We start from the raw sequence: 20,006 nt of genomic DNA, 5'->3' as shown, positions 1-20,006 counted from the left end.
GCCGCAATCGTCGCTGAGACAATTTGTCCCGATCCAATGATTTAGTTTATCAATCCCGGCCTTGACCGGGATCAAGAACCTCACTTGGCCGGCAGTTCCAGCTCTGCGCCGACCTGGATCAGGTTCGGATGACGCAGGCTGTTGGCCTTAGCAATTTCGGTCCAGCGCTCGCCGTCACCATAGGTGCTTTCGGCGATCTTCCACAGCGAGTCGCCCTTTACGACCGTGTACTTGCTCGGACCCGCAGCCGGCGGAGTTGTCTGCCCCTGGGCTTCGACTGCGGCCGGAGCCGTTGCAGCGGGAGCCTGGGCAGTGGTTGCCGGTGCAGGAGCAGCCGGAGCAGGCGTTGCGGCTGGTGCAGCGGCAGCCGGTGCAGCAGCCGGAGCCGGCGGCGGAGGCGGCGTGTAGCCAGCCGGCGTCAGGTCGGTGATGCGTCCATCCGTGTAAGGCTTGTAGGGATTGTGAGCCGTAAGATAATCGGCAACCGCCTGCTCAAGGTTGGGACCGAAGTCATAGGCGTTTTGCGCAGCAGTCGCAAAGATCTTGAACCCGTCACCGCCACCACGAACATAGTTGTTGGTGACGACGCCATAGACCTTGTTCGGATCGATCGCCACAAAGGCATCGCCTTCCTTGACCTGCACGTCGCTGGTGCGCGAGCCGACCGGCTTAGACTTGTCGAAGGAGAACTTCATGCCTGCGACCTGCGGGAAGCGGCCTGCACCGTCGTCAATCTGGCTGACGCCGTTTTCAAGCGCGGCAACAAGGTCCGAACCCTTGATCTGGAAGGTAGCGATCGTGTTCTGGAACGGCAGAACGGTCAGCACTTCACCCATGGTTACTTCGCCGGCATCGATCGACGCACGCAGACCACCGCCATTCTGGATGGAGATGGTGATGCCCTGATCCTTGACGCGATCGAGCTGCGCATCGGCAAGCAGGTTACCCATCGAGCATTCGGCTGCGCGGCAAATCTTGCGGTCGCCCTCTATCGCCGTTTCGGTCGAGCCGACGACCTTCTTCTTCAGCTCGTCGATCGGCGCCTTCAACTCGTCGACGCGCTTGACCATGTCCGCATTCGGCTGGAACTTGACATCGACCGGGATCGGTTCGCCTTCGGCCGACTTGACCACGCCGTTGTCGTCGAACACGACCTTCAGGTCGCCCAGGTAGCGGCTGTACTGGAATGCCTGCACGACCGGAACCTTGTAGCCGCCCGGATTATCCACCCAGGTCGGATAAGGACCGGCGGCACCCTTGACGGTGTTCGAAAGAAGCGTGTGCGTGTGGCCGCCGACAACGACGTCGACATCCGGGATTTTGGCGATGTAGGCGAGGTCACGCGGATAACCGACATGAGTAAGCGCGATAATCTTGGTCACGCCTTCTGCCTTCACCGCCTGTACGGCTTCGGTGATCTTGGCGATATCGTCTGCAATGGTGATGTTCGGACCGGGATTTGCAATTTCCGGCGTATCGTTGGTCACCGCACCGACGATACCGATCTTCTGGCCACCGACCTCAAGAACGATATGGGGCTTGATGCGGTCACCGACCTTAGAAGCTGCGGAAGCAACGACGTTGGCGGTAACGACCGGGAACTGGATCTTGTCGAGGAAGGTGGCGAGAACATCGTCCGAATCGTCGAATTCGTGGTTGCCGACGGCCATCGCATCGAACTTCATCGCATTCAGGACTTCTGCTTCAACAGCGCCCTTGTAGGTCGTGTAGAACAGCGAGCCCTGGAAGTTGTCGCCGGCATTGAGCAGCAGAACATTCTTGTTGTCGGCCTTCAGCGCATCGCGCGTCTGGTTGATCGCGGTCAGCAGGCGGGCTGCACCGCCAAAGCACTCACCCTTGCCTTCTTCTTCGGCCGAGCAAGTGGAATCGAATTTGTTGACGGATTCGATACGGGAGTGGAAATCGTTGATGTGCAGGATATTGAGTTCGTAGTCGGCAAACGCCACTCCGCTCGACAAGGCCATGACCGATGCGGTCAACAGCCCTAATCCCATAGTCTTCATCATCATTTCTCTCCTTGTTTAATCACCGTGCAGAACGCACGGCTGTTCCCGATTGTCTTAACTTTTCAGCGTGACAGTGATTGTGCACTGCATGCTTTCACCAAGCAAAATCGGTTTCAAGGCAAATATGACAAGAGCGCACTGCATCATTTTGCCTCCATAACGCGAAAACCCCGCTTGCGCAGGGTTCTCAAGAGACTTCGAATGTTGTGCGCTAAAATCAGATGCGTCGCGTCAGCGAGAACTGCGCGCCGCTATCCTGGGTGCAGTTGAGCTGGCTGGTGCTCACGAGCGAGCAGTTGACGCGCGACTGGGTCTTGCGCACCAGAGAGGTCATGTTGATCTCGACCAGCGTTGGCGAAAGCGTCGTATAGGTACCGGATGCCAGCAGCGCGTTGCTGTCGCTGGCGCGGGTGTTGAACGTCCCCGCCTGGAAGGTCGAGACGATGCCGTTCGGATCGACCCAGCTTCCTTCTACGCCCTGCGGCTGCGGGGCTGCAGCCATCTGCCGCGGCGGCGGCGAGGACACGCAAGCACTCAGACTGGCAGCTGCGATCAGCGCAAAGCCCATTTTCAGTTTCATGATTTATCTCCCGCGATTCGCTCGGTCATACGTAACAAGGACCATGGCGTCCCGCTTCATCTATGGCAAGCCGCCAGCTTGTACAGTGTCGGGACATTCTGTCTCTACAGAAAACGCCCGCTTTTGCGCGGGCGTTTCCAAAATACACAAAAAGATCGGCAACAGGCCAGTGCTTACCGCACCAGAATGTTCTTGAACTGCCAGGCATCCTTCTCGTCAATATCTTCCGGGAAGAGACCCGGACGACCTTCGAGCGGGGTCCAGTCGGTGTAATGACCCTCGACCGGGCCAAGGTAAGGCGTCTGCACTTCCAGGCAGCGCTTGTAATCCACCTCGTCGGCCTCGACGATGCCGGCCTTCGGATTTTCCAACGCCCAGACCATGCCGGCGAGAACAGCCGACGTCACCTGCAGACCGGTGGCGTTCTGGTAAGGCGCGATGCGGCGGGTTTCTTCCAGCGACAGGCGCGAACCGTACCAGTAGGCGTTCTTTTCGTGGCCGTAGAGCAGCACGCCGAGTTCATCGACGCCATCCTCAAGCTCGTCCTCGTTGAGAACGTGCAGGACCGGCTGCTGGTTGCCGCCATTGCCGAACATCTCGTGCAGCGAAAGCACGGCGTCATTGGCCGGGTGGTAGGCATAGTGGCAGGTCGGACGGTAGGCGACTTCGCCGTCCTTCTCGACCGTGAAGTAATCGGCAATCGAGATCGACTCGTTATGGGTGACGAGGAAGCCGTATTGCGGGCCCGGCGTCGGGCACCAGGTGCGGACGCGGGTATTGGCGCCCGGCTGCTCCAGATAGATGGCGGCCTTGCAGCCCTTCTTGTGCTTCTTGGCGTTCTTCGGCATCCAGTTTTCATGGGTGCCCCAGCCGAGTTCGGCCGGCTGCAGGCCTTCCGAGATGAAGCCTTCGACAGACCACGTATTCCAGAACACGTTGAGCGGCTTCGGGTGCTTGGTGCGCTGTGTATCGCGCTCCGCAATATGCACGCCCTTGACGCCGAGCTTCTTCATCAGCTTGGCCCAGCCTTCGCGATCATTCTGATCCGGCTCGTCGAACTTCAGGCCGGTGTCGTTGGCGAGGTTGACCAGCGCCTGCTTGACGAACCACGAGACCATGCCCGGGTTTGCGCCGCAGGTGGAAACAGCCGTCGTGCCGCCCGGGTTCTTCTTCTTCTCATGGCGCACGGTTTCGCGCAGCGCATAGTTGGTGCGGTCGGAATTCTTCAGGCTCTTGTCGAAATAGAAGCCAAGCCACGGCTCGACGACCGTATCGATATAAAGAACATCGAGCTTGCGGCAGAGCTTCATCAGGTCAAGCGAGCCGGTATCAACCGACAGGTTGACGCAGAAACCCTGCCCGCCCTTGCCGTCGTCCAGCAATGGCTTGAGAAGCGTCTTGTAATTGTCCTTGGTGACGTGTTCCTTGATGTGGCGAACGCCGTGCTTGGCAAGAATTTCCATGTCGGAAGGTTCTTCGCGCGGGTCGATGACCACCATCCGGCTCTTGTCGAACTTGAAATGGCGCTCGATCAGCGGCAGAGTGCCGCGACCGATCGAACCGAAGCCGATCATCACGATCGGGCCGGTAATTTCGGCATGGACCGGGTAGTTGGTATCCGACATGTCATACTCCCTAAAAATCGACTGCTCTATGCAAACCGCAGCCTGGCTTCACGCATAATCAGCGAGTGTGACGCTGTTCTGATGCGCGGCCCTAGATCACAAAAATCAGTCACAATAAAGGGCTTGTGCCGGGATCGCGACAAGGACAGCATACTATTCTGCCAAAGTCTTAACCGGCTCCGTTCGGCGCAGCAAACCGACAAGCTCGACGCGCTTTTCCGTCAGCCCCTTGTAGTCGACTTCTACATCCGACATCGCTTCCAGCTGCTCCGCCATCGAGGCTGCAAGTTCCACTGCATTCGGCTGCGCAAGAATGACTGAAACCGGATCGAGATAGATACGAATGGTGAAAAGGATATCGCCCGAAACCGGCAGCTTGCGCAGTGTCTGACGCTCCACCCGGATGAAGGCCTTGTCCGCAGACACCCCGCGTTTTTCTTCTGCCGACTTCGCATCCGGATGATAGAGCGCATGCGACCAATTCACCGACCAGTTCCAGCGCACCACGATCCTGTCGGCGGAGAGATTGTCGAACATTCGGTTGATCAGCCCGGCATTGCGACTGCCGCCTTCGAAGCCCGGCACCGGTGCATGCACCTCATCCATCGACAGGCCGAATTTCTCCGATAGCCGCCAGGACGATGGGAAGGCCAGAAAAGCTGCGGCAATTCGCCAGCCGTTTTCGCCTTTGCGCATGATCACCAGATCGTCCTGCACCAGCAACCCGGCTCGATGCAGCGGCATCATCGCTTCATCGGCAATATCCGGATCGAGGCCCGCGATGCGCATATCATTGCCAACCAGACGGTAATTCTCCGGATGATAGTGCGGCAGATAGTCGATCAGGAGATCGAGAACTTCCTGCTGTGCCTCCTGCGTACCCGCCTCGGCGCGCAGCACAAGCTCGCCATGCTCCGCCACCAGATTGCGTTTCAGCAATACCTGTTCTGCTAGATCGCCATCGGGCTCGATCCAGCGCTCAGGTTCCAGTTGCATAAGACCGATCGTGAACGGTTTCGACGAACCGTCGTAAGGTGTGTAGGTCGGGGCTATAGGGGCAGGCATCGGATCCGCGACATCTCCTGTTTGCCGCAGTGTCGTTTCAAGACCGCGTCTTTTCAAGCGCTTTGGAACAGATCAGAGCAACTCGGCCTGAATGAGCCCGCGAAGCGAATTGCCGACGAAGATCCTTCGCCCGGCCGTCATCGCCTCCTCCAGATCGGCAGGCTTCAGAACCGCCCCCTTGGCGCGACGCTCGCGGATCAGGTCGGCGCGCAGCACGCCGGGCAGGATGCCGCTGGTGATCGGCGGGGTCATGAGCATGCCCTCCTGATCCTCAACGAACAGGTTGGTGATTGTGCCCTCGCACATCTCGCCGCGCTCGTTGGTCAAAAGCACTTCATCGGCTTCGTCGGCGGAAAACTCGGCACGCGCCGCTTCATAAGGCTCGCGCCGTGAGGTCTTGTGGCGATAGAGCGGATCGTCAGACTTCAGCTTCGTCGTCCCGATCCTGACTTTCCAGACGGTCTCCGGAGACTGGATGACGAACGGAGCCGTCGTCACCTCGATCTTGCCGCGAAATGACATGACCAGGCGAACACGCAGCGGCTCATCACCGTCGACGGCGTCATCGAGCGCTCTGCGGGCGTCCTGCGGCTGGCGAAAACCGAGCGCATCTGCCGAGCGACTGAGCCGGCGCAAATGCTGCTCCAGACGGACGAACCCGTCCTCGGGCGTCCAGCGCATCGTCTCGATCAACGAGAAATCCATTGGTCTCCCACCGCAAACCTGGCCTTCAACAGGCACTCTTCATATTCCGCCTGCGGCATCGAATCGAAGACGATACCGCCGCCGACATTGAAAACTGCCCTTCCGCCGGAAAAAAGGCTGATCGTGCGGATAGCCACCGAAAATCGCATCGGCCCTGCCGGATCACACCAGCCGATCGCTCCGCAATAGACATCCCGCGGCACCCTTTCCAGCTTTTGCAGGATCGTCATGGCGGAAAGCTTCGGCGCACCGGTGATCGACCCGCAGGGAAACAGCGCCCGCATGATCTCCGGCAGACCCGCATCCGGCAAAAGCCGGGCGCGGACATGGCTCACCATCTGGTGCACGGTCGGATAGGTCTCGATCTCGAACAGTTTCGGCACCAAAAGCGTGCCCGCCTCGCTGACATGCGAGATATCGTTTCGCAACAGATCGACGATCATCCGGTTTTCCGCCAGCGTCTTTTCATCCGCCAGCATCTGCTGCTTGATCGCCTCGTCTTCCTCGGGCGTAGCGCCGCGTGCGGCCGTCCCCTTCATCGGATGGGTCTCGATCCAGCCATTCTCGTCGACGGAGAAGAACAATTCCGGCGACCGCGAGACGATGGCGGGACCGCCAAGCTCGGCAAGCGCTCCGTAACGGACCGGCTGGCGCGCGATCAGCGACCAGAACAGCTCCCGCGCATCCCCCGGCCAATGCGCTTCTATCGGCATGGTGAGATTGCCCTGAAAACAGTCTCCCTTGCGCAGGTGATCATGCAGGACGGAAAAACGGGCGGCATAACTCTCTTCGTTCCAGGCCGCATGCGGCTCGCTCAAGGTCGCGTCGGACTTGGGCCCTGCCGGCGGCTCCAGCCTCGGATCACCATCCTCGACCGGTCTGTCGAACACGCCCATGCAGACGAGCGGCGTCTCCCGGCACTCCGGCACAAGCGGTCGAAGCTTTTCCTCGAACGCATAACCAGCCTCGTAAGTAAGGTAACCGGCAAGCCACTTGCCGGAGGCCCGGCATTCTTCCAGCCGTCGCAAAGCCGGAATGACCTCGTCGACACGGCGCGCAATAACCAGCTCACTCGGAGACGCAAACAGAAGCTGCCGCTCGGCAAGATCGTCACGAAACAGAATATAGGGAGAAGAATTCCGATCCATGTCCCTTAGCCGCAGCGGCTCCCTGCCCGTTCCTAATCCCGCCAGCATTGCGGATCTCACGCGCCATAACACCGCCGCCACGCAGTTTGAAGCGCGGACTGCGAAATCCACTGCCGCATCTCATCCGTTTGAAAGCGTTTGGCTCTGGCGAAAACCGCGCAGGTGATCCACCAGCGCGCGCAGTTTCGGCGCCATGTTGCGGCGGCTCGGATAATACAGATAGAAACCCGGAAATTGAGGGCAGAACTGCTCGAGGATCGGCACAAGCTCTCCACGCTTGATGGCTGCCCGAAAACTGTCCTCCATGCCGAAGCTGATACCGGCGCCGGCGACCGCAAGCTTGATCATCAACGCCATGTCGGTCGTCGTGATCGCATCGTTGACTGCGACGGAAATTTCCCGCCCGTCTTCCTCGAATTCCCAGCGATAAGCCGGCAGGTTGGGGGCCTTGCGCCAGCCGATGCAGCGGCGTTCGGTTAGTTCGCGCGGGTGAGCGGGCACCCCGAAGCGCTTGATATAGTCTGGCGATGCGACGGCAAGCTGGCGCTGCTCGCCCGATACAGGAACCGCGATCATGTCCTGGGCAATCAGCTCCCCTAGCCTCACGCCGGCATCATAGCCCTCCTCGACGATATCGAATTCCTCGTCGGTAACCGTGACATGCAGCCTGACCTCAGGATTGCTTTCCGCAAAGGAAGCAAGCATCGGCCCGGACAGAAAACTCTCGGCGATGGACGAGACTGCAAGCCGCAATTGCCCGCGCGGCCTGTCCCGCAGGCTTGCTGCCGTCTCGATAGCTGACTGCATACCGGAAAATGCCGGCGCCACTTCCGCATAAAGCCGCTCGCCCGCTTCGGTCAGGGCGACGCTGCGGGTGGTGCGGGAAACCACCGCGATGCCAAGCGTTTCCTCCAGCTTGCGGATCGTCTGGCTGACTGCCGAGCGCGTGACGCCCAACCGATCCGCCGCAGCGCGAAAACTCTTCTCCTCGGCAACGATAACGAAAGCGGCAAGGGCATTGAAGTCAGGCAACATTGGTTAGTTTCACTTACCAAACTGGAAAACACTAAGCGACTTATCGCGACAATGCACTGCGACTACCTTTCTGGCAACCGCAATCAAGCGGCAAACATGGAAGGAAATGTCATGGAAAAGGTTGTTCTCATCACCGGCGCTTCCAGCGGCATCGGAGCAGGAATTGCGCGTGAACTGGCAAAGGCCGGAGCAACTGTGGTGCTCGGCGCGCGACGTACCGAACGTCTCGAAGAACTGGCCGATGAAATCCGCCAGAACGGCGGCAAAGTCATGACCCGCAGGCTCGACGTGACGAACCGCGCCGATGTCGCAGCCTTTGCCGATGCGGCAAGAGCAGAATTCGGCCGCGTCGATGTCATCGTCAACAATGCTGGCATTATGCCCTTGTCACCCATGGCCTCGATGAAGGTCGACGAATGGGACCGCATGGTCGATGTCAACATCAAGGGCGTTCTTCACGGCGTGGCTGCCGTCCTGCCCGAGATGACGGAACGCGGCTCGGGCCACATCATCAACATAGCCTCGATCGGTGCACTCCAGGTCGTGCCGACGGCGGCCGTCTATTGCGCCACGAAATTCGCCGTGCGGGCCATTTCGGACGGGCTGCGACAGGAGAACGACAGGCTGCGTGTCACCTGCATCCATCCCGGCGTGGTGGAAAGCGAGCTGGCCAGCACGATCACCGATCCGGTTGCCGCCGAAGGCATGAAGACCTACCGGGCCATCGCCCTCAAGCCTGATGCAATCGCCCGCGCGGTGCGCTTCGCCATCGAGCAGCCCGAGGATGTCGACGTCAACGAGATCGTCGTGCGCCCGACACGCTCTTCCTACTGATCCCCATCCGGATTGGACCCGATCACGCAATCATTGAGGAGATAGTGATGCTTCAAAAGATCAGATCCCATGTCGCCACTACCGGCGCGGTTGCCCTTCTGGGGCTTGCCTCACAACCGGCCTTCGGACAGACGACCGAGGAAAGGCGTGAACGCGGCGCAGCCGTAATCCGCGAACTCAACAACGGGAAGACCCAGCCCAATCTGGAAGCCATGCGGCAGGAATTTCCGTTCCTTGCGGAGGCAACCGAGGCTTATGCACTGGGTGATGTCTGGTCGCGCCCCGGCCTCGATAACCGGACGCGGCAGCTGGCGGCGGTGGCAGCCTTCGCAGCCATCGGGGAGACGGCCATGATGCGTGTCCACGCGGGCTATGCGCTCAATATCGGTGCGACCGAAGAAGAACTGAAGGAACTCATCTACATGGTCACGGTCCCTGCAGGTTTCCCCAAGGCGATTGCCGCATCACAGACGCTGTCGCAACTCTTCGAGGAAAGACGCGCCGTGAACGAAGTAGAAAACGGTGAGGCTCGTCCATGAGGATCTTGAACAACCCCCTTGCCGTTATTGTCGGCATTATCATCGCCACCGCCACCTCGCTTGGCGCGGTTGTCCATATGGCAAAGGCAGAGAACAGCATGAGCACTCAGGCGCAAGCCCAAAACCACCCCTATCTCGGCATGTGGGTAACCGGCGATGGCCGGATACGCCAGGAGCTCTTGCCCACCGGTCGTTATGACGAGGCCCGGGGAAACAGGAAGAGCGCATATCAGGGCCGTTATGTCGTGACCGGCGCTCATATTGATTACTGGGACGATACCGGCTTTACCGCCGACGGGACATTCGTGGAAAAAGACGTCCTGCATCACGGCGGCATGATATTCTACCGGGAGAAATGAAGACGCTCAGGCCGCTGGCGTGCCCTGGTGAAAAACCATGCGCCAGCGACAATCCTTTTCCAGGCGCCAGATCGAACTGCGATTGGTCCGCAGTTCGATCCCGTGATCATTGAAGCGGATACCGCGATAGGTCGCGAGCACAATTTCCTCGCTCAGAAGCGATATGGCGAAATCCTCGATGGCCGTTTTTGCGACCGTCACTTCAGTCGTCAGACCTGCAAGGATTTCCGCAAGGCCATAGGACCGGCCAGAGCGGCCGAATTCACGAAAATCCGGCGCGAGGATCTCAAGCAGACGCGCCCTTGAAGACCGCACCTCCTTCGTCTGAAGCGCCACCTCGAGAGCATGAAGATGGGCCTGAAGATCCGGCAACGGGTCCGACCTCAGGCCACTCCGACCCGCAACAGATCGTGGAAATGCACGATACCGATCGGTCGCTTTTCCTCATCGACCACCAGAAGAGCACCGATACTGTGCTTGTTGAGAAGCGCCATGGCAGCAGTCGCAAGTGTCGTCTTGCCGACCGTTTTCGGGTTGGCCGTCATGACTTCGTCAACGATCATCGTACCAAGATTACCATCGAGATGACGGGCGATGTCGCCATCGGTCAGGACGCCGCAGATACGTCCCTCATCATCAATCACGCCGACACAGCCGAACCGCTTGGCAGAAAGCTCGCGGATCGCATCAGGCATCGACGCGCCCTTGTTCACCAACGGCAGGCGATCTCCCGTATGCATCAGGTCGCTGACATGAGATAGCATAGCGCCAAGCTTGCCGCCCGGATGATAGACGCGAAAATCAGCTGCAGAGAACCCACGCGCCTCAAGCAGGGCCACGGCAAGCGCATCGCCGAGTGCGAGCTGCATCAGCGTAGACGTTGTGGGCGCCAATCCATGCGGGCATGCCTCCTGCGCCTTCGGCAGCAACAGCACGATGTCTGCTTCACGCGCAAGCGTCGATGTTTCGCCCGAGGTCAGCGCGATCAGGGGAACGGAGAAGCGACGGGTGAAGGAGACTATACCCTGCAACTCGGCAGTCTCGCCACTCCACGACAAGGCCAGCACCACATCGCCGGGCGCAATCATGCCGAGATCGCCATGATTTGCCTCGACGGGATGAACGAAGAAAGACGGCGTACCGGTCGAGGCAAGGCTCGCCGAAATCTTGCGGCCGATATGCCCGCTCTTGCCGACACCGGTGATCACCACTCGACCATCGATTGCGCCAATTGTCTCCACAGCCTGTCGAAAGGCTGGCCCAAGGCTATCCTTCAGAGTCTCCTCAAGAGCGCTAAGCCCTTGTTGTCCGAAAGCAATTGTCCGCAAGGCGGAATCGACGACGTCATGTTCGACAAGTTGTAATGCGCGCTTGATCATGGCGGCAGGATTAGTCCCTTTTCCGCCTCAAGTCCATCGGCTTTCGGCGCGATCCTTTGTCCATCCACTACCGGCCGGCTATTTCAACCAATCCTTAACCACAGTGATTTACATTTGGGTAAGCATTTATGGTTGCCGGGCATTCGATGAAAAAAGCGCTTCTGACAGGTACGGCTCGACGCGGGCGGCGGACGGCTTTAGGCTTTGTCGTCGCAGTGGCTGCTGTGTCCGGCGTCAATCCGGCTTATGCTCAGAGTGTTTTTTCAAGCAACACCACTCCCCTGCCCGGCCTTCCGGACAGCCAGTTCGGAACAGCAGGAACCACAAGTGTTACGGGCGGTGCCGCAACGGCGACATGGCCGACACCGACAACGCAGGATGATATCGATCAGGGAGCGTCCCGCCTTTATGATCCTACCGCTATTCCAGCGACGCAACGACCTGCCCGGCCGGAAAATACCGCTGAGAATGATGACCTGAACCAACCTGTCGAACAGGATCTGAATCAGCAATACGACCAGCCGGCGGATGACGACCCGGGGCCTCTGGACCGGTCACAATGGGAAGAACGGTACCGCGAGGGCGCTGACGCGCCCGGCATGCGTCTGGGCACGTTCGTTCTCCGTCCATCTGTCAATCAGAGCATCAATACGGAAGTGATCCGCGATCACGGCTCGAAGGAAACACGCAATTATCTTGCAACTGGCATACGCGGCACATTGACCTCCGACTGGTCTCGCCACGCACTGACGATTACCGGTCAGGGCGTCTACGAACGCAATTTGAACGGCAGCCAGAACAACGCCGATCCGAACGCACGGATCGGCGCCGATCTTCGGCTGGATCTTGCCGACGATACAGTTGCACATATTACCGGAAATTACAGTTTCGAACGCGAGGATGTCGCGGACCCCAACGCAGTCGGCAATGCCTCCGAACAGGCAGGCGTCCATCAATTCGAGACCGAGGCCTCGATAGAACGTGAGGTGGGGCGCATCCACGGCCTGGCGGCCATCGGTGCCAGCCGCAATGTTTATACGGATGCTAAACTGTCCGATGGCTCCGTCTTGAGCATGAAGGATCGAGACCGCACCGGCATCGACGGACGTCTACGCCTTGGATACGAGCTTTCGCCGGCAATCATTCCTTTCGTTGAAGTCGCACTGGGGCATACGTCCTACGACCGCCGACGCGACAGCGCCGGTTATGAACGCTCTTCCGACAATTATGCGGCACGTGCCGGCGTTGCATTCGATTTTGGCGAAAAACTGCGCGGGGAACTGGCCGGCGGATACCAGCGCGTATCCTATGAGGACGCCCGGCTGGATGCCGTGAATGCCTTTACCGCAGACGGCAACGTCAGTTGGTCTCCGCGCCGTGGCACGGACATCAATATCGGGCTTCGCAGCACTGTCCAGGATTCGACTGCGGCAGGCCAAGGCGGGTGGGCGGAATATCAGCTGAGTTCCGTTCTCGCTCACCAGATGCGTGATCATCTCGTCGCCCGCCTGACGGGAAGCGCGACGCTTCGCGATTTTCAGGGATCCGGCAACAACAACGTCACCTGGATTACCGGAGCAGGCCTGACATGGAGTATCAATCGATATCTGGATATGACCGGCGACGTAGAATACGAAACAACGACCGGGGGCGGCTCCGATCAGGACATTCTTCGCGCCGGCATAGGGTTGACCCTGCGGCGATAATCACATTTCCGTGAACATACGTGATGCATGATGAGCATACGTCGCAACTCCCATAACTAGAGTTTGCCTATAGAATGAGCAAAAGCTCAGCAGACAAATTATGGCATGACGACAAGTTGTCGCATCTTGTCGCAATCTCGAAGCCTATGAACAAATGTTTCGCGCAACCCCACATCATGTTTCCCATGCTTGAAATGCAATGGTTAAAAGGCTGCCCGGTAATATCAAGCCGGAAGTGAACTGTGAAATATCGCTGTTTCCTGATCCCTACCTCTTTCATCTGTTAGCAGATGCAGCATATAGCGGCCCATTCGGCATATTTTTGCCGCAATGCAGCATTGCCGCATGGCGCAAGTTTGAGGTTTCAAATTGGCTAGTCTTACCAACAACGGCACAAAGGCCGGAAGCACGAAGTCTTCCAAGGCCGGCGCCAACAATTATCAGTTCGCTCTTATTGCACTGACGTCGCTGTTCTTCATGTGGGGCTTTATCACATGCCTGAACGACATTCTCATTCCGCATCTGAAGAACGTCTTCTCGCTGAACTACACGCAGTCGATGCTCATTCAGCTTTGCTTCTTCGGCGCCTATTTCATCGTGTCGCTGCCAGCGGGTGCGTTGGTCAAGCGCATCACCTATAAATGGGGTATCGTCGTTGGCCTGCTGATCGCCGCGATCGGCTGCGCCCTCTTCATTCCGGCAGCAAGCTACCGCGTCTACGGCCTGTTCCTCGGAGCACTCTTCATTCTCGCTTCTGGCGTGACCGTCCTTCAGGTCGCTGCCAACCCGTACGTCACCGAACTCGGCGCACCGGAAACAGCAGCCAGCCGCCTGACACTCACTCAGGCATTCAACGCGCTCGGCACGACCGTTGCTCCGCTGTTCGGCGCCTTCCTGATCCTCTCGGCCGCAACCGGCGACATCGCCAACACGACCAGCGAGCAGTTGGAAGCCATGCGCCTTGCGGAAGCCGACGCAGTCCGCTTCCCATACATGCTTCTGGCTATTGCCTTCCTCGTTCTGTCGGCAATCTTCGCAGCCTTGAAGCTGCCGCAGATCGAAGAGGAAGCCGTTGAAACCGAAGGTGGTGAACGCGCCTCGGCATGGTCCTACCGCCACCTCGTTCTCGGCGCGATCGGCATTTTCGTTTATGTCGGCGGCGAAGTTTCGATCGGTAGCTTCCTGGTGAACTACCTTGCCGAGCCGACCATCGCCAACCTGCCGGAAGCAGAAGCAGCTCACTATGTGGCTTACTTCTGGGGCGGCGCAATGGTTGGACGCTTCATCGGCGCCTATGCCATGCGCTACATTGAAGACGGCAAGGCGCTTGCCTTCAATGCCGTTCTGGCAGCTGTTCTTCTCCTGATAACGGTCTTTGCCGGCGGCAAGCTGGCCATGTGGGCTGTTCTCGCGATCGGCCTGTTCAACTCGATCATGTTCCCGACCATCTTCAGCCTTGCGCTGAAAGGTCTTGGCCGTCACACCAGCCAGGGTTCGGGCATCCTGTGCCTGGCCATCGTCGGCGGTGCGATCGTTCCGGTTATCATGGGCGCTCTTGCCGATACGATCGGCATCCACCTCGCCTTCCTGATGCCGGTCATTTGCTACATCTACATCTTCTACTACGGCATCAAGGGCCACAAGGCCGTCTGACATTGCCTATCTAGCGTGGGGTAAATTCACACGCCCCAAAAGAAAGAAGCCGCCGGGACAGACCTCGGCGGCTTCTTTTATTTTCAGCTTGCGCAGATGTTACTTCAGTTTGGCAGCAAGCGCCTTGAGCGGGCCTTCGATGGCCGGGCGGATATCCGGGCGCTGCAGGGCAAAAGCGAGGTTCGCCAGAATGAAGCCGTCCTTGGCGCCGCAGTCATAGGTCTCGCCGGTAAACGGATAGGCAGCGAAGTCCTGTTCCTTGGCCAAGGCCAGCATGCCATCGGTCAGCTGGATCTCGTTGCCGGCGCCGCGCTCCTGGGTCTCCAGGATCTTGAAGATCTCAGGCTGCAGGATGTAGCGACCGTTGATGAAGAAGTTGGAAGGTGCGGTGCCCTTGGCCGGCTTCTCGACCATCTCGGTGATCTTGAAACCACCATTGCCGACGGAAGCGCCCTTGCCGACGATCCCGTATTTATGCGCCTGTTCCGGATCGCATTCCTCAACGGCCAGAACATTGCCACCAGTCTGTTCGTAAAGCTCGACCATGCCCCTGAGGCAACTCTTTTCCGATGACATGATCATGTCGGGCAGCAGCACTGCAAAAGGCTCGTCGCCAACGATGTCACGGGCGCACCACACGGCATGGCCGAGACCGAGCGGAACCTGCTGGCGAGTGAAGCTCGCCGTGCCGGCCTTCGGCAAAATATGCGACAGAAGCGTCAGTTCGGCATTCTTGTTGCGCTCGCGCAGCATCTGCTCCAGTTCGAACTGGATATCGAAATAGTCTTCGATGACACCCTTGCCGCGACCTGTGACGAAAACGAAATGCTCGATGCCGGCCTCAGCCGCTTCGTCAACCACATACTGAATGACCGGCTTGTCGACCACAGTCAGCATTTCCTTTGGAACGGCTTTGGTCGCCGGAAGGAAACGCGTGCCGAGTCCGGCCACCGGAAAAACTGCTTTGCGGATCTTACGCTGTTCAGACACTCATGCCTCCTGAATGCACTTCATTGTGCGGATATGAAACCTTCGGGGTTGTAATGTGCAATTGCTACTGTTTCGCAAAAGGCTCCCACGAACCCGTGATCTATGGTAAAGAATTTGTTGACTCTATTACGTTAAGACATCGTTGAGCCGCATACCAGACACGCCATGAACGGCGCATGAAGGAATGGATACGACTGCCGATGACCAGATTCCGCACCCGCTCACGTAGCTTCGCCCTCCTGCTTGCAGCCGGTCTCGCGACGGCCATGATGCCGTTAAATGCTCAGGCCGATGCGGGCTTCAAGAGATGGGTTGCAGATTTCTACGAGACCGCAGCCAAAAGTGGCATCACGCGTTCGACATACCAGAAGGCTTTTGCCGGCATCAATGAACCGGACCCGGAGGCTTTACAGAAGGCCCAGTACCAGCCCGAGTTCAAATCGCAAATCTGGGAATATCTGGATAGCCGCGTCAATCCCTACACCGTCCAGATCGGTCGGCAGATGGCCGCCCGCCATGGCGCCACGCTGAACGCCATTGAGCGCCATTTCGGCGTTGACAAGAACATCCTGCTCGCCATCTGGTCCATGGAATCCAATTACGGCGCAGTCTTGGAAAAGCCGGAACGGCTGCATCACGTGCCACAGGCACTGGCCACACTCGCGTGGGCTGATCCCAAGCGAGCAAAATTCGCCCGTACCCAGCTGATCGCCGCCCTGAAGATCCTGCAGGCAGGTGACGTGACGCCAAAGCAGCTGACCGGCTCCTGGGCCGGCGCCATGGGCCATACGCAGTTCATTCCTACGAGCTACCTGCTTTACGCGGTTGATGCTGATGGCAACGGCAAGCGCGATATCTGGCACTCTATCCCCGATGCATTGGCAACCTCCGCCAACCTTCTCGCCCAGAACGGCTGGACTACCGGCAAGACATGGGGTTACGAGGCCGTTCTTCCATCGGGCGCTGGCAGATACGAAGGCCAGACGAAGACGCTTGCCCAATGGGCCGCACTCGGCTTTGTACGCCCTAACGGCAAGGGTTTCCCGCGCGGTACGGATCGTGCGACGCTGAAGCTGATGGGCGGTTCAAACGGACCGGCCTTCCTGATGATGAAAAACTTCTACACCATCAAGAAATATAACGCGGCAGACAGCTACGCTCTGGCTGTAGGGCTTCTTGCCGACGAGATCGCGGGTTATGGCGGCATGCAACAATCATGGCCGCGCCCACAAGGCACGCTCGATATCAGGGAAAAATTTGAACTGCAGAGCCGCATGAAGGAACTTGGCTATTATGACGGCGAAGTCGATGGCAATTTCGGCTCCGGCTCCAAGGCCGCGATTTCTGCGATCCAGAAAAGACTGGGCATGAACCAAGACGGCGAGCCATCGCAATCGCTGCTGCGCGCCCTGCGTTGACATGTGATTCAGCGGGCGCAAGATTTGTGATCATGATAGCCCGTCGGGATTCGTAACGATGTTTATTGACCCCATGAAGAAAAGCCTTGTTCAGCGCGTTGGTTGCGGCGTGCTGACGGCTGCTCTCTTGGCCGGCAGCTTTCCCGTTTCGGCCGGAGCACAGGAACCGGTAAGACGCCGGAACCTGTTTGATCTGCTTTTTGGCGGGCCCCGTTACGAACGGGAAGAGCCTCCGGTCCGCTATAACCGACGTGACGGCTCGATCATCGAGACGGCTCCGCGACGGGAGCGCAACCGAAGCGCGGCAAGACCGCCCGCTCCACGGCCTCCGATCCCACTTGCGCCGCCTAAACCCGATCCGGTCGCGAAACTGGAAGATGCCCGCAAGATCCTCGTGGTCGGTGATTTCTTCGCCGGCAATATCGGCGGTCAGCTTGAGACCACATTTGAAGCATCTCCCGGCGTCGCCGTATTCACCCGAAGCGACGGCTCTTCGGGCCTCGTTCGAGACGATCATTACGATTGGCTGAAGGAGCTTCCGGGCATCATCACCGAGGCCAAGCCGGCGATGGTCGTCGTCATGATCGGCGCCAACGATCGCCAGCAGATGACCTCGGGGGCAAGGGAAAAATTCCCGACAGACGCGTGGTTTGCCGAATACCGGCGACGCGTATCGGAGGTCGCTCGCATCGTGACCAGCCGCCGGCTGCCGCTGCTCTGGGTCGGCCTGCCCTCTTTCCAGTCGCCGTCGATGATGGCGGATGCCGCCAAGCTCAACGCCATCTACCGTGCACGCGCGGAAGACGTGGGCGGCGAATTTGTCGACATCTGGGATGGTTTCGTCGACGAGGACGGCAAGTTCATCCTGACCGGCTCCGACGTGAACGGCCAGCAGGTCCGTCTGCGTGGAGCAGATGGCATTACCTTTACCGAAGCCGGCAAGCAGAAACTGGCCTTCTATGTCGAGAAGCTTGCCCGCCGCCACCTGGGCGACATGGCAAGCCCGGAACTGGTGAACCTGGGACCCGGCACACTGCCGGACCTCAATCTGCCGGTGGATCCCAACAAGACGCTCCCCGCGCTGCCGATCAGCCTATCCGACCCCGACCTCGACGGCGGCAAGGAACTGCTAGGAGCGGTCCCGAAGACAAACAGCCTCACCCAGTCCCCGCGCGAGCGACTGGTCAAGCGCGGCGAAATGGACCCGGCTCCCGCAGGCCGCATCGACAACTACAAGATCTCGAAGACACAATAAGAACAGGCGCCATTTACGGCGCCTGTAATGTTCAGTCTCGCACGGTGCTGACGGATCACCAGTAGCCGAGCGCTCTCCACCACACTGCGCCGACCGCGGCGAAGATGACGAGATTGACCAGGCACATGATGAAGCCCACGCCCCACCACTTGCCCATGGTGATGTAACCGCTGCCAAAGATAATCGGCGATGTGCCTGTCGCGTAGTGGGTCAGCGTCATCATGATCGACGACGAGGCTGCCATCATCAGCAGGAAGACGGCATGGTATTCTGCCGGAATCAGCATCACGCCGACGGTTAGGAAGGCCAGCATCATGGCGCTGACATGCGCGGTGGTGCTGGCGAACATGTAGTGCGCGAAGGTGAAGATCAGCACCAGGATCGCAGCCGTCATCTGCCAGCTCAAGTCCGCATGCGAGATCATGTCCTTCATGCCGTTCGAGAACCAGCCGATCACACCAAGTTTGTTCAGCTGGTCGGCCATCATGACGAGCGCACCGAACCAGATGAGCGTATCCCAGGCGCTTTTTTCCGACAGCACATCATCCCAGTTGATCGTGCCGGTGATCAGGAGAGCGAAGAGACCGAGCACTGCGACCACGGTCGGGTCAAGCGTGAAGGCAGGTCCGAAGATCATCGCCGGAACGTTGGCCCAAAGGATCAGCAGCATGACGAAAGTGCCGATCATCACCATTTCCTTGCCCGACAGAGGCCCCATCGCCGCCAATTCCTTCCTGGCATACGAAACGGCATCCGGCGTGCGCTTAAGCTCAGGCGGCGAGATCATGTAGAGCACGAGCGGCATGACCACGAGCGCGACCAGACCCGGCACGAACATAGCCAGCGCCCAGGTAACCCAGGTCAGTTGCATCGCACCACCGGTCGACTTCGCGATATATTCGAGCACTAGCGGGTTGGGCGCGGTTGCGGTGACAAACATCGCCGACGAAATCGGGTTGGCGTGATAGTTCACCAGCGCCAGATAGGTGCCGACCTTACCCTGCGTCCCCTTTGCCGGATCCGAATCGAAGGCATTGGCGATCGATTTCATGATCGGGTGGATGATGCCGCCGCCACGTGCGGTGTTGCTCGGTGTAAACGGCGCTAGGATCAACTCGCAGAAAACCAGACCGTAACCGATGCCGATCGTCCGCTTTCCGAGAAGCGCGATGAAGCCGAGGCCGAGGCGACGCCCCAGACCGGTCTTCCTCAAACCCAGCGAGATCAGGACCGCAATGACGATCAGCCAGATCAGCGGGTTGGCGAAGCTGCTGAGCGCATCGGCAACCGCGCCCTTAGAATTCGGCGATGTCACCTGCATCAGCGAGACGATAACGATCGCCATCAGCGCCATCACGCCGATCGGCATGACCTTGAGGATGATCGCCAGGATCGTGGTCAGGAAGATGGCCAGCATCTTCCAGCCGTTTTCATCCAGCCCAGCAGGGGCCGGGATAGCCAGAAGGGTGAACAAAAAAACCGTCGTGATGATCGCCGGAATGATTCGGAACGGAACCATGTCCCTGAAATAACTTAGAATAGCCGGAATACTGAAGCGCATTAACTTGTCCTCGGGTGTCCAGAGCCTTGATGTTTATCAAGGCCCTTCGAACAAGGCGTTACACGATCCCGCCGCCCTCCCCTTGACGTTGGTCAAATTTGCAAAATTGTGACGGCACAATGAGATT

The 20,006-nt window shown here is 58.8% G+C and carries 18 protein-coding genes; 7 read left to right on the top strand and 11 right to left on the bottom strand.

Annotated elements, in window-relative coordinates; all coding sequences use genetic code 11:
* Positions 1 to 80: 80 nt before the first annotated feature.
* From MRBLMR1_RS02345 to MRBLMR1_RS02315, 7 genes are all read right to left on the bottom strand, one after another.
* On the bottom strand, positions 81 to 2,027 hold the full coding sequence (locus MRBLMR1_RS02345; protein WP_183685245.1) for a 5'-nucleotidase C-terminal domain-containing protein: 1,947 nt from the start codon (positions 2,025 to 2,027) through the stop codon (positions 81 to 83).
* A gap of 217 nt (positions 2,028 to 2,244) precedes the next feature.
* The gene (gene omp10, locus MRBLMR1_RS02340) at positions 2,245 to 2,607 is read right to left on the bottom strand and encodes an outer membrane lipoprotein Omp10 (RefSeq protein ID WP_148143492.1); all 363 of its coding nucleotides are present in this window, start codon (positions 2,605 to 2,607) and stop codon (positions 2,245 to 2,247) included.
* 173 nt (positions 2,608 to 2,780) lie between these two features.
* On the bottom strand, positions 2,781 to 4,232 hold the full coding sequence (locus tag MRBLMR1_RS02335) for a homospermidine synthase (RefSeq protein WP_148143490.1): 1,452 nt from the start codon (positions 4,230 to 4,232) through the stop codon (positions 2,781 to 2,783).
* A gap of 153 nt (positions 4,233 to 4,385) precedes the next feature.
* Positions 4,386 to 5,297, bottom strand: coding sequence for a heme-dependent oxidative N-demethylase family protein (locus tag MRBLMR1_RS02330; RefSeq protein ID WP_148143488.1), 912 nt, complete (start codon positions 5,295 to 5,297; stop codon positions 4,386 to 4,388).
* 72 nt (positions 5,298 to 5,369) lie between these two features.
* Positions 5,370 to 6,002: an aminotransferase class IV family protein gene (locus tag MRBLMR1_RS02325; RefSeq protein ID WP_148143486.1), complete on the bottom strand. Its 633-nt coding sequence runs from the start codon at positions 6,000 to 6,002 to the stop codon at positions 5,370 to 5,372.
* The gene (locus tag MRBLMR1_RS02320) at positions 5,987 to 7,150 is read right to left on the bottom strand and encodes an aminodeoxychorismate synthase component I (protein WP_148143484.1); all 1,164 of its coding nucleotides are present in this window, start codon (positions 7,148 to 7,150) and stop codon (positions 5,987 to 5,989) included. The genes MRBLMR1_RS02325 and MRBLMR1_RS02320 overlap by 16 nt, the downstream gene beginning before the upstream one ends.
* A 120-nt stretch (positions 7,151 to 7,270) precedes the next feature.
* Positions 7,271 to 8,185, bottom strand: a complete 915-nt coding sequence (locus MRBLMR1_RS02315; protein ID WP_148143482.1) for a LysR family transcriptional regulator — start codon at positions 8,183 to 8,185, stop codon at positions 7,271 to 7,273.
* A 111-nt stretch (positions 8,186 to 8,296) separates the two neighbouring features.
* Between MRBLMR1_RS02315 and MRBLMR1_RS02310 the strand changes: the two genes are divergently transcribed.
* The 3 genes from MRBLMR1_RS02310 (at position 8,297) to MRBLMR1_RS02300 (ending at position 9,917) form a co-directional block, all read left to right on the top strand.
* Positions 8,297 to 9,019, top strand: coding sequence for an SDR family oxidoreductase (locus tag MRBLMR1_RS02310; RefSeq protein ID WP_148143480.1), 723 nt, complete (start codon positions 8,297 to 8,299; stop codon positions 9,017 to 9,019).
* A gap of 47 nt (positions 9,020 to 9,066) precedes the next feature.
* A complete protein-coding gene (locus tag MRBLMR1_RS02305; RefSeq protein ID WP_148143478.1) occupies positions 9,067 to 9,558 on the top strand; it encodes a carboxymuconolactone decarboxylase family protein in 492 nt (163 codons plus the stop codon).
* A gap of 77 nt (positions 9,559 to 9,635) precedes the next feature.
* Positions 9,636 to 9,917 (top strand): Atu4866 domain-containing protein, encoded by a 282-nt coding sequence (locus MRBLMR1_RS02300; protein ID WP_394353634.1) that lies wholly within the window; start codon positions 9,636 to 9,638, stop codon positions 9,915 to 9,917.
* A 6-nt stretch (positions 9,918 to 9,923) separates the two neighbouring features.
* Here MRBLMR1_RS02300 and MRBLMR1_RS02295 read toward each other — a convergent pair whose 3' ends face one another.
* Together MRBLMR1_RS02295 and MRBLMR1_RS02290 are read right to left on the bottom strand one after the other, a co-directional pair.
* Positions 9,924 to 10,289 (bottom strand): DUF4440 domain-containing protein, encoded by a 366-nt coding sequence (locus MRBLMR1_RS02295; RefSeq protein ID WP_148143474.1) that lies wholly within the window; start codon positions 10,287 to 10,289, stop codon positions 9,924 to 9,926.
* 11 nt (positions 10,290 to 10,300) lie between these two features.
* Positions 10,301 to 11,296, bottom strand: a complete 996-nt coding sequence (locus MRBLMR1_RS02290; RefSeq protein WP_148143472.1) for a KpsF/GutQ family sugar-phosphate isomerase — start codon at positions 11,294 to 11,296, stop codon at positions 10,301 to 10,303.
* Between the two features lie 146 nt (positions 11,297 to 11,442).
* Here MRBLMR1_RS02290 and MRBLMR1_RS02285 point away from each other — a divergent pair, with 146 nt between their 5' ends.
* Positions 11,443 to 13,002, top strand: a complete 1,560-nt coding sequence (locus MRBLMR1_RS02285; protein ID WP_183685248.1) for an outer membrane beta-barrel protein — start codon at positions 11,443 to 11,445, stop codon at positions 13,000 to 13,002.
* Between the two features lie 369 nt (positions 13,003 to 13,371).
* Positions 13,372 to 14,655: a sugar MFS transporter gene (locus MRBLMR1_RS02280; RefSeq protein ID WP_500063567.1), complete on the top strand. Its 1,284-nt coding sequence runs from the start codon at positions 13,372 to 13,374 to the stop codon at positions 14,653 to 14,655.
* Between the two features lie 99 nt (positions 14,656 to 14,754).
* On the opposite strand, the gene galU is transcribed toward MRBLMR1_RS02280, so the two are convergent.
* The gene (gene galU, locus MRBLMR1_RS02275) at positions 14,755 to 15,645 is read right to left on the bottom strand and encodes a UTP--glucose-1-phosphate uridylyltransferase GalU (protein ID WP_148143466.1); all 891 of its coding nucleotides are present in this window, start codon (positions 15,643 to 15,645) and stop codon (positions 14,755 to 14,757) included.
* Between the two features lie 200 nt (positions 15,646 to 15,845).
* Between galU and MRBLMR1_RS02270 the strand changes: the two genes are divergently transcribed.
* Together MRBLMR1_RS02270 and MRBLMR1_RS02265 are read left to right on the top strand one after the other, a co-directional pair.
* Positions 15,846 to 17,063 (top strand): lytic murein transglycosylase, encoded by a 1,218-nt coding sequence (locus tag MRBLMR1_RS02270; RefSeq protein ID WP_148143464.1) that lies wholly within the window; start codon positions 15,846 to 15,848, stop codon positions 17,061 to 17,063.
* A 58-nt stretch (positions 17,064 to 17,121) separates the two neighbouring features.
* On the top strand, positions 17,122 to 18,318 hold the full coding sequence (locus MRBLMR1_RS02265; protein ID WP_148143462.1) for a DUF459 domain-containing protein: 1,197 nt from the start codon (positions 17,122 to 17,124) through the stop codon (positions 18,316 to 18,318).
* A 55-nt stretch (positions 18,319 to 18,373) separates the two neighbouring features.
* Here MRBLMR1_RS02265 and MRBLMR1_RS02260 read toward each other — a convergent pair whose 3' ends face one another.
* Positions 18,374 to 19,879: a DASS family sodium-coupled anion symporter gene (locus tag MRBLMR1_RS02260; protein WP_148143460.1), complete on the bottom strand. Its 1,506-nt coding sequence runs from the start codon at positions 19,877 to 19,879 to the stop codon at positions 18,374 to 18,376.
* Positions 19,880 to 20,006 lie beyond the last annotated feature (127 nt).

The sequence above is a fragment of the Neorhizobium sp. LMR1-1-1.1 genome (assembly GCF_040675795.1).
GTDB classification, from domain to species: Bacteria; Pseudomonadota; Alphaproteobacteria; order Rhizobiales; family Rhizobiaceae; genus Neorhizobium; species Neorhizobium cellulosilyticum.
This window is presented reverse-complemented; position numbering and strand designations above follow the sequence as displayed.

Coding starts and splice junctions, on each gene's coding strand:
- MRBLMR1_RS02290 (WP_148143472.1), bottom strand. CDS start 11,296: ATGATCAAGCGCGCATTACAACTTGTCGAACATGACGTCGTCGATTCC.
- MRBLMR1_RS02285 (WP_183685248.1), top strand. CDS start 11,443: ATGAAAAAAGCGCTTCTGACAGGTACGGCTCGACGCGGGCGGCGGACG.
- MRBLMR1_RS02330 (WP_148143488.1), bottom strand. CDS start 5,297: ATGCCTGCCCCTATAGCCCCGACCTACACACCTTACGACGGTTCGTCG.
- MRBLMR1_RS02305 (WP_148143478.1), top strand. CDS start 9,067: ATGCTTCAAAAGATCAGATCCCATGTCGCCACTACCGGCGCGGTTGCC.
- omp10 (WP_148143492.1), bottom strand. CDS start 2,607: ATGAAACTGAAAATGGGCTTTGCGCTGATCGCAGCTGCCAGTCTGAGT.
- MRBLMR1_RS02345 (WP_183685245.1), bottom strand. CDS start 2,027: ATGATGAAGACTATGGGATTAGGGCTGTTGACCGCATCGGTCATGGCC.
- MRBLMR1_RS02300 (WP_394353634.1), top strand. CDS start 9,636: ATGGCAAAGGCAGAGAACAGCATGAGCACTCAGGCGCAAGCCCAAAAC.
- MRBLMR1_RS02310 (WP_148143480.1), top strand. CDS start 8,297: ATGGAAAAGGTTGTTCTCATCACCGGCGCTTCCAGCGGCATCGGAGCA.
- MRBLMR1_RS02335 (WP_148143490.1), bottom strand. CDS start 4,232: ATGTCGGATACCAACTACCCGGTCCATGCCGAAATTACCGGCCCGATC.
- MRBLMR1_RS02325 (WP_148143486.1), bottom strand. CDS start 6,002: ATGGATTTCTCGTTGATCGAGACGATGCGCTGGACGCCCGAGGACGGG.
- MRBLMR1_RS02315 (WP_148143482.1), bottom strand. CDS start 8,185: ATGTTGCCTGACTTCAATGCCCTTGCCGCTTTCGTTATCGTTGCCGAG.
- MRBLMR1_RS02320 (WP_148143484.1), bottom strand. CDS start 7,150: ATGGATCGGAATTCTTCTCCCTATATTCTGTTTCGTGACGATCTTGCC.
- MRBLMR1_RS02260 (WP_148143460.1), bottom strand. CDS start 19,879: ATGCGCTTCAGTATTCCGGCTATTCTAAGTTATTTCAGGGACATGGTT.
- MRBLMR1_RS02265 (WP_148143462.1), top strand. CDS start 17,122: ATGTTTATTGACCCCATGAAGAAAAGCCTTGTTCAGCGCGTTGGTTGC.
- MRBLMR1_RS02270 (WP_148143464.1), top strand. CDS start 15,846: ATGACCAGATTCCGCACCCGCTCACGTAGCTTCGCCCTCCTGCTTGCA.